Source organism: Janibacter sp. UYMM211 (assembly GCF_040547045.1).
In the GTDB taxonomy this organism is placed as follows: Bacteria; Actinomycetota; Actinomycetes; order Actinomycetales; family Dermatophilaceae; genus Marihabitans; species Marihabitans melonis.
This window is the reverse complement of the sequence record NZ_JBEPOY010000004.1, coordinates 288,254-301,524: the sequence shown is the minus strand read 5'-3', so window position 1 is coordinate 301,524 and position 13,271 is coordinate 288,254. Positions and strand designations below refer to the sequence as shown.

Sequence of the window (13,271 nt, the reverse complement as noted above, 5' to 3'; positions counted from 1 at the left end):
ACGGGGGTGATCCCCGGACGGGGTGCCTCGGACGCCGGCAGGTCGCAGGAGCCGGCGGGCTCAGACGAGCTGGCCGGCCCGCCAGAGCACGGCGCACGCCGCGAGGTCGTCGGCCGTGGTCGCCAGGGCCGCGGCCGAGCCGACGTCGGAGCGCTCGTCGGCGGCCCGTCCGGTCGCCGCGACGGAGCAGAAGGCCGCGCACCGGTCGAGGGCGACGTCGAGGTCGCGGTGGAAGGCCCCGCCGAGGACGCCGTCGATCATCTCGCGCACCTCGCCGGGCTCCGGCGGGTCGGGGACACCGGCGATGACGTGCTCGACGGGTGCGACGGGCATGCCGGTCGCGTACTCCCGGCTGGCGCTGTCGGGGCTGCGCTGCACCCACTCCCGCACGAGGTAGAGCCGCCACAGCGCACCCGGCAGGCTGCGGGCCGGGCGGTGCGACCACAGCTCGGCGAGGGTGTCGAGCCCGACCTCCTGGACGAGCCCGACGAGCCGGGCGCCGACCTGCGGGTCGGCGCTGCGGCCCGCGTCGACGACGAGCATCGCCGCGGCGTGAGCGGCCTCGGCCGCCTCGGCCGGGCCGGGGGTCGTGCCGCCGTGCGCCTCCATGGCCTGCGGTCCGTAGTGCAGCGGACGGCGCGGGCGCCGGGGCTCCTCGCCGGTCAGGGTCAGACCTTCGCCCGCAGCATCGCGCGGACCATCGTCGCGGCCTCGGACTGGGCCAGGGAGGTGCGGTCGGTGTCCCACGACGCCCGGAGCAGGCGACGGGTCTCGCCGTTGGCCCACAGGCCCTCGCCGGTGAGCGAGCGGGCGATCCCGTCGACCGCGGCCGGGAGGTCGCCCTCGACGACGGTGACGACGCCCCAGCTCTCCGCGGTCGTCGCGTCGATGGTGCGCCGGCCGAGGGCGAAGGAGAGGGCGCGCTGCTGGCCGATGGCGCGCGGCAGCTGCCAGGCCAGGCCCGGGTCGGGGGCGCCGAGACCGCCGTGGGGTGCCACGCGGAAGGTCGCGTCGGGCGTGCACAGGCAGATGTCCGCCGCGAGCGCGATGCCGAGGCCGGAGCCGGCGGCCAGCCCCTGCACCCCGGCGATGACGGGCTTGGTCGAGGCGTTGAGGATGCCGAACATCTCGTCGAGGGCGGCGGCCTGCTCGAAGACCTGGGTCGTCGGGTCGTCCGCCTGACGGGCGGCCTCGGTGTCCGTGCCGACGCAGAAGTCGCCGCCGGTCGACGTCAGCTCGAGGACGTCGACCGTGTGCGAGCGCAGCGCGCGCTGCACCGCGTCGCGCAGCTGGTGGGTCATCGTCAGGTCGAGCGTGTTGCCGAACTCCGGCCGGGCCAGCTCGATGTGCGCGACGCCGTCGGAGGCGGAGTAGGTCACGTAGGCGCGGTTGTCAGACACGTCGGACAGCCTAGTCAGGAGTGCTCGACGAGCACGACGACGAGGGTCCTCGGCCCGTGCACCCCCTCGACCCGCTGCAGCTCGATGTCGCTCGTCGCGCTCGGGCCGCTCACCCAGGTGAGCGGACGACCCCGGTGAGCCTGCCCGCCGAGGCGGGCGACGGCCTCCGGGACGTCGTGCACGACCTGGTCCGCGCGCACGACGCAGACGTGGCAGTCGGGCACGAGGGTGAGCGCCCGGCGTCCCTGGTCGGGCCCGTGGTCGAGGACGATCGTGCCGGTCACCGCGATGCCCAGAGCGCTCGCGGTGACGACCGCGTCGACGGCGTCCAGCGCGCCCGCCGAGGCCCCCCGGCCCTCGGGGACGACGGTCGCGACCTGCTCGAGCGCGGCCCGCCAGGCGGGGTCGAGCCCGTCGGGCAGGACGACCGAGGTCCGGCCCCGGTCGCGCAGCGCGCCGGCCACGACGTCGGCGACCTCGTGCTCCTGGGCGCGCAGGACGCTCGCGCGGTAGTCGGCGACCCGCTCGACGAAGAGCTCGAGCGTCGCCTCCGGGCTCGACGCGGTCTCCTCCACGACGACGGGGGCTGGTCGCTCCCCCTTCGCCGTCGTGATGTCGGCGGTCGCCGCCCGCACGCGGGCGAGGATCTCGTCACGGGCGCTCATCGCTCGCCCCCCTCTGCGCGCTCGCGCTCCCACCACTGGCGGAAGGTCTCCTTCGGCGGCGTCGGCACGTCACGGGCGTCGCTCCACGCGCCCAGGCCCGGGACGGAGCGGATGGTGCGGTCGCCGACGAGCCGTCCGGCGACCGTGGCGGCCTTCTGCGCGGCGGCGAGCCGGCGCGGGTCCGACAGGACCCAGGCTGCGGCGCTCATCGCCGCGGACTCGGCACGGTGGCCGCCCTGCTGGACGACCTCGCCGCGCAGCTGGACGAGCATCTCCGGGATGTCGATGCGCACCGGGCAGGCGTCGAAGCACGCCCCGCACAGGCTCGACGCGTACGGCAGGGACTGGTCGACCTCGCTCGCCGTGCCGCGCAGCTGGGGGTTGAGCACCGCGCCGATCGGCCCGGGGTAGACCGAGCCGTACGCGTGCCCGCCGGTGCGCTCGTAGACCGGGCAGACGTTGAGGCAGGCCGAGCAGCGGATGCAGCGCAGGGCCTGACGGCCGAGGGCGTCGGCGAGGACGTGGCTGCGACCGTTGTCGAGCAGGATGACGTGGACGTCCTGCGGCCCGTCGCCGTCGTGCGCCCCGGACCACATCGTCGTGTACGGGTTCATCCGCTCCCCCGTGCTCGAGCGCGGCAGCAGCTGGAGCATCGGGGCGAGGTCGGCCCACGTGGGGAGGACCTTCTCGATGCCGACGACGCTGACGAGCGTCTCGGGCAGGGTGAGGCACATCCGGCCGTTGCCCTCGGACTCGACGACGACGAGCGTCCCGGTCTCGGCGACGGCGAAGTTCGCGCCCGAGACGGCGACCTTCGCGCGGAGGAACTTCTCGCGCAGGTGCAGGCGCGCGGCCTCGGCGAGCCGGGCAGGGTCGTCGGTGAGGTCGTCGGGCGCCGGGCGGCCCACCTCGCCCATCTCGCGGGCGAAGATCTCGCGGATCTCGCTGCGGTTGCGGTGGATCGCGGGCACGAGGATGTGGCTGGGGCGGTCGTGACCGAGCTGGACGATGAGCTCGGCGAGGTCGGTCTCCCAGGCGCTGATCCCGGCCTCCTCGAGCGCCTCGTTGAGCTCGATCTCCTGGGTGGCCATCGACTTGACCTTGACGACCTCGTCGGCCCCCTTCGCGCGGGCGATCTCGACGACGACCGCGTTGGCCTCCGCCGCGTCGCGCGCCCAGTGCACGGTGGCGCCGGCGGCGGTGAGGCTCGCCTCGAGCTGCTCGAGGTAGTCGCCGAGGTGGTGCAGCGCCTCGTCCTTGGCCGCCGCGCCGCTGACCCGCAGGGCCTCCCAGTCCTCGATCTCGCCGACGACGCCGGCACGCTTGGCGCGGATCGTGCGCGTGGCGTGGTGGAGGTTGGCGCGCTGCTGGGTGTTCGCGAGCGCCTCCCGGGCGGCCTCGGGGAAGGCCGGCATGCCGACGAAGGTCGGCGAGGTCTGCTGGACCGGTCCGACGCTCATGCGGGGTCCCCTTCGGTCGAGGCGAGGATCTCGGCGAGGTGCATCGTGCGCACCCCGGTGCGCTGACGGCCGAGGATCCCGCCGATGTGGGCCAGGCAGGAGTTGTCGCCGGCGACGACGACCTCGGCGCCGGTCTCGACGACGTGCTGGGCCTTGTCCGTGCCCATCGCGACCGAGACGTCCGAGTTCTTCATCGCGAAGGTCCCGCCGAAGCCGCAGCACTCCTCCGCCCCCGGCAGCTCGACGAGGTCGATCCCCCGCACCGCGCGGAGGAGCTGCAGGGGCCGGTCGGCCACCCGCAGCATCCGCAGCGAGTGGCACGTCGGGTGGTAGGTGACGCGGTGCGGGAAGGACGCGCCGACGTCGGTCACGCCGAGCACGTCGACGAGCAGCTCGGAGAGCTCGTAGACCTTCGGGGCGACGGCGTCGACCTGCGCGACGAGGTCGGCGTCACCGGCAGCCGCCGCGATGGTGCGGTGCTGGTGGCGCACCGACCCGACGCACGACCCGGAGGGGGCGACGACCGCGTCGTAGCCGCCGAAGACGTCGACGAAGCGGCGCACGAGGGGCAGCGCGCGGTCGGCGTACCCGGTGTTCGTCATCATCTGGCCGCAGCACGTCTGCGCCTGCGGGAAGTCGACCTCGCAGCCGAGCCGTTCGAGGAGGCGGACGGTCGCCTTGGGGGTCTCGGGCCACATCGTGTCGTTGAAGCAGGTGGCGAAGAGCGCCACCCGCAGACCGGTGGTCCTCGGGGTGCCGGGCTGCCCGGTGGCCGGGCTCGGGGTGCGCGCGCTCATGGCAGCATCCAAGCAAGGATCGTCGACTGCAGCCCGACGAGGAGGCAGACGGCGAGGATGAGGCCGACGCTCCACGGCAGCACCTTGCGCAGGATGTCGGCCTCGCGGCCGACGAGCCCGACGGCGGTGGCGGCGATCGTGAGGTTCTGCGGGCTGATCATCTTGCCGACGACTCCTCCGGAGGTGTTGGCGGCGACGAGCAGGGTCGGGTCGAGCCCGGCTTCCTGCGCGGCGGCCTGCTGCAGGGTGGCGAAGAGCGCGTTCGCGCTCGTGTCCGAGCCTGTGACGGCGGTGCCGATCCAGCCCAGGAGCGGGGAGAGGAAGGCGAAGGCCCCGCCCGCCCCGGCGATCCACGTGCCGATGGCGATGGTCTGGCCGGAGAGGTTCATGACGTAGGCGAGGGCGAGCACGCTGGAGACGGTGAGGAAGGCGAAGCGCATCTGGCGGGCCGTCGCCGCCATCTCCGCGCCGAGCCCGCTCACGCCGACCCGGTAGACGAGGGCGACGACGAGCGCGGTGAGGAGCAGGAGCGTGCCGGGCGAGCTGAGCCAGGCGAAGGTGTACGTCGTCGCCGTGCTCGGGGTGCCGGCGGCGGTGAGGACCTCGCCGGACAGGCCCGGCCAGGCGATCTTCACGTCGGTGCCGAGGAGCCACTCCTTGACGGCGGGGACGAGCTTGGCCACGGAGAAGACGGCGATGACGAGGACGTAGGGGAAGAGCGCCATGGCGATGCGGCCCGGGGTGAGGGAGCGGGCGCGGGCGTCGAGCTCGGCGACGGAGACCGAGTGGTCGGTGCCAGCCTTGTCGACCGCGCCGGTCGAAGGGGTGCCCGTCGACGCGGTGCCGGTCGACGCGTCCCCCTTCGCGCCGACGAGGGCGAGGTCGCGCTGCCGCTCGACCTCGAGCACCTCGAGGGCCTCCTCACGGCCGGTGGGCTGCCACACGCGCAGGAAGACGACGGCGGCGGCCAGGCCGGCGAGCGCCGCGACGATGTCGGCGAGCTCGACGGAGATCCACGTCGCCGAGACCCACTGGGCGACGGCGAAGGCGAGACCGACGACGACGGCGATGGGCCAGGTCTGGCGCACCCCGCGGCGGCCGTCGGCCATGAGGACGAGGAGCAGCGGCACGAAGATCGCGATGACCGGGGTCTGGTGACCGACGTACGCGCCGATCTCGGTGTAGGGGATCTTCGTCAGGGCGCCGGCGGTGATGATCGGGGTGCCGATGGCGCCGAAGGCGACGGGCGCGGTGTTGGCGAGCAGGACGACGGCGGCGGCGCGCAGCGGCGAGAAGCCGACCGCCATGAGCATGACGCCGGTGATGGCGACGGGTGCGCCGAAGCCGGCGAGCGCCTCGAGCAGGCCGCCGAAGCAGAAGGCGATGATGATCGCCTGCACCCGGGGGTCGTCGGAGATGAGGTGGAAGGTCGCCCGCAGGTCCTCGAAGCGGCCCGACCTCACCGTCACCTGGTAGAGCACGATCGCGGTGAAGACGATCCACATGATGGGGAAGAGGCCGAAGACCGCTCCCTCTGATGCCGAGAGCACCGCGAGGTGGACCGGCATCTCGAAGGCGAGGACGGCGACGGCGACCGCCACCGCGACGGCGCTGAGCCCGGCCCAGTGGGCCTTCCACCGCAGCACCCCGAGGGTGGTGAAGACGGTGAGGAGCGGCAGCAGGGCGACGAGCGCGGACAGCAGGAGGCTGTCGGCGACCGGTGACAGGTCGGGCTGGAATGCGGCTGGTGCGGTCATGGGGGCCTCCGAAGGGCGCTGGACGCGGCGTTGAGTCGGCGCAGCGAATGGTCAGACCATTCGACTGGAGAAGACGGTAGGGGTCGCCGCGTCCCGCCGTCAAGAATGGTCGGACCATTGACCGCTCGTCGTGCGATGATCGGTCGGTGACGACCGCTCATCCCCTGCCCGAGGCCCGCGAGAGCAGACGCGCCTTCGAGGTCGTCCTCGCCTGGGTCGAGGAGCGGATCCTCGCCGGCGACCTCGGCGTCGGCGACCAGCTGCCCGCCGAGCGCGACCTGGCCCAGCAGCTCGAGGTGAGCCGCTCCGCGGTCCGCGAGGCCGTGCGCACCCTCCAGGCGCAGGGCGTCGTGCGCTCGTCCGTCGGGGCGGGGGCGGCCGGGGGGACGACGATCACCTCGGTCCCGAGCGACGCCCTCGGGCGACTGCTGCGCCTGCACGTCTCGCTCACCCACTTCGAGCTGCCGGACGTGCTCGAGGTGCGCATCGCGCTCGAGCGGCTCAGCGTGCGGCTCGCCGCCGCGCACGCCACCGAGGACGACCTCGAGACGATGCGCGGTCTGCTCGAGACGATGGCCGACCCCGACGTCGACCGCCGGGTCTTCAACAACCACGACACGGCCTTCCACGTCGCGCTGGCCCGGGCGGCCGGCAACCGGCTCGCGACCGACCTCACCGCCGCGATCCGCGAGTCGATGCAGCTGCCCATCCTCGACCGCTTCCGCACCCTCGCGTCCTGGGACGACGTCGCCGACGAGCTGCGGCGCGACCACCAGGCGATCTTCGACGCCGTGGCGGCGGGCGACGGGGACGCCGCGCAGGAGCAGGTAGAGACCCACATCCGCTCCGCCTGGGCGGCGCTGTCGACGGGGGCGTGACCGCCCCTTCGGCGGTGGGCCCCGTCGGGCTCGAACCGACGACCAACGGATTAAAAGTCCGTAGCTCTACCAACTGAGCTAGAGGCCCCTGCTGCGCCAGGTCGCCTCCCGGGACGTCCACCGGACGACCCGCGGGACGACCACCGACCGTCCCGACGACCTGCCTGGCGAAGACTAGCCGAGGACGCCGAGGCGACGTCCGTCACGGACCCGAGCAGCGGGGACGCACCCAGAGGTGGTCGAGCGGCCGTCAGCCACGCGTGCACGACGTGGGCTCGTCGTCGTCGGCGAGCATGAACCGCGATCGGGAGCTGTTCCGGAAGTCGTGGTCGACGCCCCACAGCACCGCCTGGGTGCGTGAGCGCACGCCCATCGTCCGGTACGCGGCGCGGATGTAGGACTTCACGGTGCTCGTGCTGAGGTAGCAGCTGCTCGCGATGTCTCTGTTGTCGAGACCCGCGACCACGAGGGTGATGATCTCGGACTGGCGGGGGGTCAGCCCCTGGGCCTTGCCGGGCCAGTTGTTCCAGGTGGGCTGGTCGTCGTGGGGCTCTCCGGGGTCGGCGGGCAGCACCACCCGCTCTCCGGCGTGGATCCGTTCGAGGGCCTCGACGAGTCGACCGGCGCCGACCGACTTCGACACGACACCGGACAGACCGTGGGCCTCCGCGAACTCCACCGACTGCGCGGTGACCTCCCAGGTGTAGAGCACCGCCCGACTGGCGAGAGGGTTCGACATGAGCAGGTCGAGGTCGAGGTGGACACCGCTCTTGGTCCTGGCGAAAGCGTCGTAGAGCACGAGGTCGACGGGCTCGGAGACGTGCAGGTACACGTTCACCTCGGCGACACGGACACGCCTCGGGTAGTCGGCCAGCATGGCCGCCACACCCAGGGCGACGACCTCGTAGTCGTTGAGCACCGCGATCCGGACCGGCTCTACATCTGTAGCAGGGCTCATCTTGTGACACTAGTCCCCGGCGTGGGGGGCTCGACGTGGTGTGACGTCACCCCCTGGGCCGGTCGAGCAGCGCCCCGACCTCGGGCCACGGCCTAGCCACGACCAGCCGGGTGCTCCGGGTGGCGTCTGCGCAGCTCGGCGCGCAGCGCCCGCACCAGCGGTGTGGCCTCGAGCCAGGCCGCCGAGGTGATCTCCCACGGGGCCGGCGCACCGGCCGACCGGGCGACGAGCTCGGCGGCCCACCGGCCCTCGGCCACCGTCGCCGTGTCGTCATGGGTCACGCCCACCTGCCACCACGTGCGATAGGTGTCGGCGTGCACGAGGAGGTGACCGATGACGTTGCTCAGGTACTCGTCGGTCATCTCGGCGAGCCGGTGCGGCCGGTCCTCGACGTCGACCCACCACGTGCCCTGCCCGAGCGCCGCGAAGGAGCTGGTCGGGGCCGGCTCGTCCATCGCTAGTCGTCCTCGGGCTCGCCGAGGATCTCGGTGAGGGCGTCGGCGAGACCGTCCTCGGCGACGACGGAGATGTGCCCCGCCTCGTCGACCTGGGTCGCCTGGACGACCTGCCCGTCGGCGGCCCGGTGGAAGACGTGGGGGCTCACCGGGCCGGGCTGGGTCTCGTGCTCACCGCGGGCGAAGGCGACCATCCAGCGCAGCGCGGCCAGGACGCCAGGCCCGACCAGCGGGTGGACGACGAGGACGTGGCGGCAGGGCGCGCACAGCAGGACGCCGCCCGGGCCGACCTCGACCCCGGCCCGCTCGAGCAGCTCATCGAGGACGAGCAGGCGCGCGGCGCCGAAGAAGTCGTCGGTGACGAAGAGGTGCACCTGCGAGGTGGGGTCGTCCTCCTCGGGGCAGTAGCTCTGGTGCTCCGGCGGAGGCAGCTCGCGCAGGTTGCTGCGCGCCAGCGTCATCGCGGTCGCCGTGTCGGGGATGCCGTCGGGCAGGTCGACGGACTCGACGACGTGGTCCGGGAAGTCGAGGGCGATCATCGCGATGACCCCCGGCAGCGGCTCCTGGGCCGGGTAGGCCGGCTGGGTCGGGATCTCGGTGCGGGTCCGCAGCTGGGCGAGGACCTGACCAGGGTCGGGCGGGCCGCTCGTGTCGGGCGGGTTGAGCAGCGCGTCGAGGTGGGAGGCGACGACCTGCGGCCACCGTCGCTCACGGGTGCCGGCGGCGACGACGGAGAGGTTGTGCAGCCCGAAGACCTGACCGCCCGCCAGCTGCAGGGCCCCGGCGTCGATCGTCGCCTCCAGCCCGCGGCTCGCGAGCTCCGATCGGGTGAGGGCCAGCAGCCGGTCCGCGGCGTCAGGGGCGAGCGCCGGCAGCACCGACCCCTCGTGGCCGCCCGTCGGGGGCGGGGTCGGTCGCTGCCATCGGTCGAAGAGCCCCATGGCGGCAGTCTCTCAGGAGGGACAGGTCGTGGTCTCGAGGCTCACAGGGCCGTGCCACCTCGACCGGCGAGCGGCTCAGCGGGCGCCGGACAGGGCGACGGTGCGCACGAAGACGCACGCCGTCGCCCCGGCGTTGGCGTACCGGTAGGCCCGGTCGCTGAGCAGCCGGGCGGAGGAGCCGGCACGGACGACGACCCTGTCGTCGTCCGCGGTGAGGGTGAGCTCACCCTCGAGGACGTGGAAGAGCTCCTGCGAGCCGGCCGGGTCGGCCAGCCCCTGGTAGCCCGCGCCGGGCTCGAGACGCCACCGCCACAGGTCGGCGGCCCGCCCGTGGCTCGTCGCGACAAGAAGGTGGGCGCTGCTGCCCCCTTCGTCGGACCACACGAGGACCTCCGCGCCCGCCTCGACGACCGAGATCGCACCGCTGGGGCGAAGGGGGTCGAGCAGCTCGGTGAGCTCGGTCCCGAGAGCCCGGGCGACCCGGGTGATCGAGACGAGGCTCGGGTTGGCCTGGCCGTGCTCGACCTGGGTGAGCAGACGGCGGCTGATCTCGGCGCGGTCGGCGAGCTGCTGGACGGTGAGGCCCTGCTCGGTGCGGGCGGACCGCACCCGGGCGCCGACCTGCGCGAGGAAGCCCTCGCTCAGCGCCCCCTCGTCGGTCCGCTCCGCACCCACGTCAGACCGCGAAGAGCTGGTCGAGGTCGGCGAAGGCCTTGAACTCGAGGGCGTTGCCGGAGGGGTCGAGGAAGAACATCGTCCACTGCTCGCCGGGGGTGCCCTCGAAGCGGACGTAGGGGTCGATGACGAACTCGACACCGGCGCCCTGGAGGCGCGCGGCGAGCTCCTGGAAGCGCGGGACCGGCAGCACGAGGCCGAAGTGCGGCACCGGGACCATCTTCCCGTCGACGGGGTTGTGGCCCGCGACCGCGTTGGAGTGGTCGTCGACCATGTGCGTGACGACCTGGTGGCCCTCGAGGTCCCAGTCGGTCCAGCGCTCGTCCTCACGGCCGCGACCGAAGCCGAGGACCTCGCCGTAGAAGTGCCGGGCGGCCTCGATGTCGTGGACCGGGATGGCCAGGTGGAAGGGGGGACGGTTGCGCTCGTTCTCGCTCATGACGAGCACGTTAGTGCACACAGCGTGCGCACACCAGTGCGCATCCGTCATCCGGTCTAGGTGACGAGCTGGCTCACGGCGTGGATGACGAGACCGACGAGGGCTCCGACGACCGTGCCGTTGATCCGGATGAACTGCAGGTCGCGCCCGACGTAGAGCTCGATGCGGCTGCTCGCCTCGTCGGCGTCCCACCGACCGACGGTGACGGAGATGACCTGGGCGAGCTCGTCGCCGTAGGTGTTCACGGCGAAGGCGACGGCCTCGCCGAGATGGCCCTCGAGCCGGTCGCGCCAGGCCGGGTCCTGCTCGAGGTGCTTGCCGAGGTGGGCGAGCAGCTCCTCGCCGCGGGACCAGAAGTAGCTCTCGCGGTCCTCCATCGCGCCGACGAGCGCGACCTTGAGCGACTGCCAGATCGCGACGGCGCTGCGGGGCACCTGCGGGTGGGCGAGCAGCGCCTCCTTGAGCCGCTCGGCGCTGGCCTGGACCTCGGGGTCGTGCTGGAGGTCGTCGGCGAGCCGGCGCAGCAGGTCGTCGAGCGCCTTGCGGGCGGGGTGGTCGCGGTCGCTGCGCACCTCGGCGAGCCACTCGACGGCCTGCTTGTAGCCCCAGCCGATGACGCGGTCGTCGAGCCACGGCGGGGTCCACCACGGGGCCTTCTCGCCGACGACGTCGGCGAAGGCCTCGGGGTTCTCCGCCAGCCAGGCACCAACCTGGTCGAGCCCGAGGTCGACGAGACCGGCGTGGGTGCCCTGGGCGACGACGGAGTCGAGGAGCGAGCCGGCGATCGGGCTGATCGGCTCGCGGGCCAGGCGCGGCAGGAGCAGCGAGGTGAGGAAGTCCTCGACGTCCTCGTCGGACATGCGCTCCAGGGCCGGGCGACCGGCGCGGGCGATCTCCGTGAGCACGCGCTCGCGGCTCGCCGGGCGGGCGAGCCAGCGTCCCAGCCGCAGCCCGACCTCGGCGCTCGCGAGACGCTCGCGGGCGATCTCCTCCGTGAGGAAGTTCTGCGCGACGAACTCCTCGAGGCTGCGACCGAGCTCGTCCTTGCGCCGCTTGATGAGCGCGGTGTGCGGGATCGGCAGGCCGAGCGGGTGCTTGAAGAGCGCGGTGACGGCGAACCAGTCGGCCATCGCGCCGACCATCGCCGCCTCGGCAGCGGTGTTGACGTAGCCCCACACGCCGTCGTGGTCCATCCGCACGGTGAGCAGGTAGACGACCGCGGCGAGGACGAGCAGGGAGGTGGCGACCACGCGCATGCGGCGCAGACCGGCCCGTCGGGCCTGGTCCGCGGGGGTCTCGACGAGGAAGCTCACGGGGCGATTCAACCCCAGCCCGGCTCCCTAGACTCGCCGGGTGGACTTCCTGCCCGGACACCAGCCGCCCCATGACCTCACCTACGACGACGTCTTCATGGTGCCGCGCCGCAGCGAGATCACCTCGCGGCACGGCGTCGACCTCGCGAGCGTCGACGGCACGGGGACGACGATCCCGCTCGTCGTCGCGAACATGACGGCCATCGCCGGGCGGCGGATGGCCGAGACGACCGCCCGCCGCGGCGGGCTGACGATCATCCCGCAGGACATCCCGACCGATGTCGTCGCCGAGGTCGTCGCGTGGGTGAAGTCGCGCCACCTCGTGCACGACACCGCGATCGAGCTCGACCCGACCGTCACGGCCGGCGAGGCGCTCGTCCTCATCCACAAGCGCGCCCACGGCGCCGGAGTCGTCACCGTCGACGGCCGCCCGGTCGGCATCGTCACCGACAGCGACCTCGACGGGGTGGACCGCTTCACCCAGGTGCGCGACGTCATGCAGACCGAGGTCGTCACGCTCGCCGAGGACCATGACCCGGCTGCCGCGTACGACGAGCTGCACCACGCCCGCCGCCGCGTCGCCCCTGTCGTCGGGGCCGACGGGCGGCTCGTCGGCATCCAGACCCGCATGGGCGCCGTGCGCTCCTCGCTCTACCGCCCGGCCCTCGACGCCCAAGGCCGGCTGCGCGTCGGCGCCGCCGTGGGCATCAACGGCGACGTCACCGGCAAGGCACAGGCCCTGCTCGACGCGGGCGTCGACGTCCTCGTCGTCGACACGGCGCACGGCCACCAGGCCAAGATGTTCGAGGCGCTCGCGGCGGTCCGCGCGCTCGACCCGCAGGTGCCGGTCGTCGCCGGCAACGTCGTCTCCGCGGAGGGCACCCGCGAGCTCGTCGAGGCGGGCGCCGACATCGTCAAGGTCGGCGTCGGGCCGGGCGCGATGTGCACGACGCGGATGATGACGGCGGTCGGCCGCCCCCAGCTCTCCGCCGTCCTCGAGTGCTCCGCCGCGGCGCGCGAGCTCGGCGCCCACGTGTGGGCCGACGGCGGCGTGCGGCACCCCCGTGACGTCGCCCTCGCGCTGGCAGCGGGCGCGAGCAACGTCATGATCGGCTCGTGGTTCGCCGGGACGCTCGAGTCGCCCGGCGACCTCTTCACCGACGCCGACGGTCGGCGCTACAAGGAGTCCTTCGGCATGGCCTCCGCCCGAGCCGTCCGCAACCGCACGGCCGAGGACTCCCCCTTCGAGCGGGCCCGCAAGGGCCTCTTCGAGGAGGGCATCTCGACGGCCCGGATGTACGTCGACCCGGCCCGGCCGAGCGTCGAGGACGTCATCGACCAGATCGTCGCCGGCGTGCGCAGCTCGTGCACCTACGCGGGCGCCGCCTCCCTCGAGGAGTTCCGCTCCCGCGCCCTCGTGGGCGTCCAGTCGACCGCGGGCTACGCCGAGGGCCGCCCGCTCCACACGTCGTGGTGACCACCCGTCCGCCCCGCGTGCTACGGCGCAGTACTGGTCGCGATGACGACCAGTAC

14 protein-coding genes and 1 tRNA gene are annotated in these 13,271 nt (G+C 73.3%); 2 read left to right on the top strand and 13 right to left on the bottom strand.

The genetic code is table 11. The features are described 5' to 3' along the window. Positions 1-60: 60 nt before the first annotated feature. From ABIB53_RS12630 to ABIB53_RS12605, 6 genes are read right to left on the bottom strand one after another with little or no spacing between them, the layout of a single operon-like run. The gene (locus tag ABIB53_RS12630) at positions 61-609 is read right to left on the bottom strand and encodes a hypothetical protein (protein ID WP_354588412.1); all 549 of its coding nucleotides are present in this window, start codon (positions 607-609) and stop codon (positions 61-63) included. Between the two features lie 59 nt (positions 610-668). Next, a complete protein-coding gene (locus tag ABIB53_RS12625) occupies positions 669-1,400 on the bottom strand; it encodes an enoyl-CoA hydratase/isomerase family protein (RefSeq protein ID WP_163562421.1) in 732 nt (243 codons plus the stop codon). A gap of 14 nt (positions 1,401-1,414) precedes the next feature. Next, positions 1,415-2,065, bottom strand: a complete 651-nt coding sequence (locus ABIB53_RS12620; protein ID WP_354588411.1) for a LutC/YkgG family protein — start codon at positions 2,063-2,065, stop codon at positions 1,415-1,417. After that, on the bottom strand, positions 2,062-3,525 hold the full coding sequence (locus ABIB53_RS12615) for a lactate utilization protein B (RefSeq protein ID WP_354588410.1): 1,464 nt from the start codon (positions 3,523-3,525) through the stop codon (positions 2,062-2,064). Before ABIB53_RS12615 ends, ABIB53_RS12620 begins: the two co-directional genes overlap by 4 nt. Continuing rightward, positions 3,522-4,322 (bottom strand): (Fe-S)-binding protein, encoded by an 801-nt coding sequence (locus ABIB53_RS12610; protein WP_123093581.1) that lies wholly within the window; start codon positions 4,320-4,322, stop codon positions 3,522-3,524. The genes ABIB53_RS12615 and ABIB53_RS12610 overlap by 4 nt, the downstream gene beginning before the upstream one ends. Continuing rightward, positions 4,319-6,079, bottom strand: coding sequence for an L-lactate permease (locus ABIB53_RS12605; RefSeq protein WP_354588409.1), 1,761 nt, complete (start codon positions 6,077-6,079; stop codon positions 4,319-4,321). Before ABIB53_RS12605 ends, ABIB53_RS12610 begins: the two co-directional genes overlap by 4 nt. A 146-nt stretch (positions 6,080-6,225) precedes the next feature. Between ABIB53_RS12605 and ABIB53_RS12600 the strand changes: the two genes are divergently transcribed. Further along, entirely contained in the window at positions 6,226-6,957 is a 732-nt protein-coding gene (locus tag ABIB53_RS12600) for a FadR/GntR family transcriptional regulator (RefSeq protein ID WP_354588408.1), read from the top strand. A 15-nt stretch (positions 6,958-6,972) separates the two neighbouring features. Here ABIB53_RS12600 and ABIB53_RS12595 read toward each other — a convergent pair. The 7 genes from ABIB53_RS12595 to ABIB53_RS12565 all read right to left on the bottom strand — a co-directional run bounded on the left by ABIB53_RS12595 (position 6,973) and on the right by ABIB53_RS12565 (position 11,738). After that, positions 6,973-7,045 (bottom strand) — tRNA-Lys (locus tag ABIB53_RS12595). Positions 7,046-7,207: 162 nt separating this feature from the next. Further along, entirely contained in the window at positions 7,208-7,915 is a 708-nt protein-coding gene (locus ABIB53_RS12590; protein WP_354588407.1) for a response regulator transcription factor, read from the bottom strand. A 92-nt stretch (positions 7,916-8,007) separates the two neighbouring features. Further along, positions 8,008-8,370, bottom strand: a complete 363-nt coding sequence (locus ABIB53_RS12585) for a hypothetical protein (protein ID WP_123093585.1) — start codon at positions 8,368-8,370, stop codon at positions 8,008-8,010. A gap of 2 nt (positions 8,371-8,372) precedes the next feature. After that, entirely contained in the window at positions 8,373-9,311 is a 939-nt protein-coding gene (locus ABIB53_RS12580; RefSeq protein ID WP_354588406.1) for a hypothetical protein, read from the bottom strand. Between the two features lie 75 nt (positions 9,312-9,386). Beyond that, positions 9,387-9,986 carry a helix-turn-helix domain-containing protein gene (locus ABIB53_RS12575; protein ID WP_123093587.1) on the bottom strand — a complete coding sequence of 200 codons (600 nt, stop codon included), beginning with the start codon at positions 9,984-9,986 and terminating at the stop codon, positions 9,387-9,389. Position 9,987: 1 nt separating this feature from the next. Next, a complete protein-coding gene (locus ABIB53_RS12570; protein WP_354588405.1) occupies positions 9,988-10,425 on the bottom strand; it encodes a VOC family protein in 438 nt (145 codons plus the stop codon). Between the two features lie 56 nt (positions 10,426-10,481). Beyond that, positions 10,482-11,738, bottom strand: coding sequence for a DUF445 domain-containing protein (locus ABIB53_RS12565; RefSeq protein ID WP_354588404.1), 1,257 nt, complete (start codon positions 11,736-11,738; stop codon positions 10,482-10,484). A gap of 40 nt (positions 11,739-11,778) precedes the next feature. On the opposite strand from ABIB53_RS12565, the gene ABIB53_RS12560 reads away from it, so the two are divergent. Continuing rightward, the gene (locus tag ABIB53_RS12560; protein WP_354588403.1) at positions 11,779-13,215 is read left to right on the top strand and encodes a GuaB1 family IMP dehydrogenase-related protein; all 1,437 of its coding nucleotides are present in this window, start codon (positions 11,779-11,781) and stop codon (positions 13,213-13,215) included. Positions 13,216-13,271: the final 56 nt, after the last annotated feature.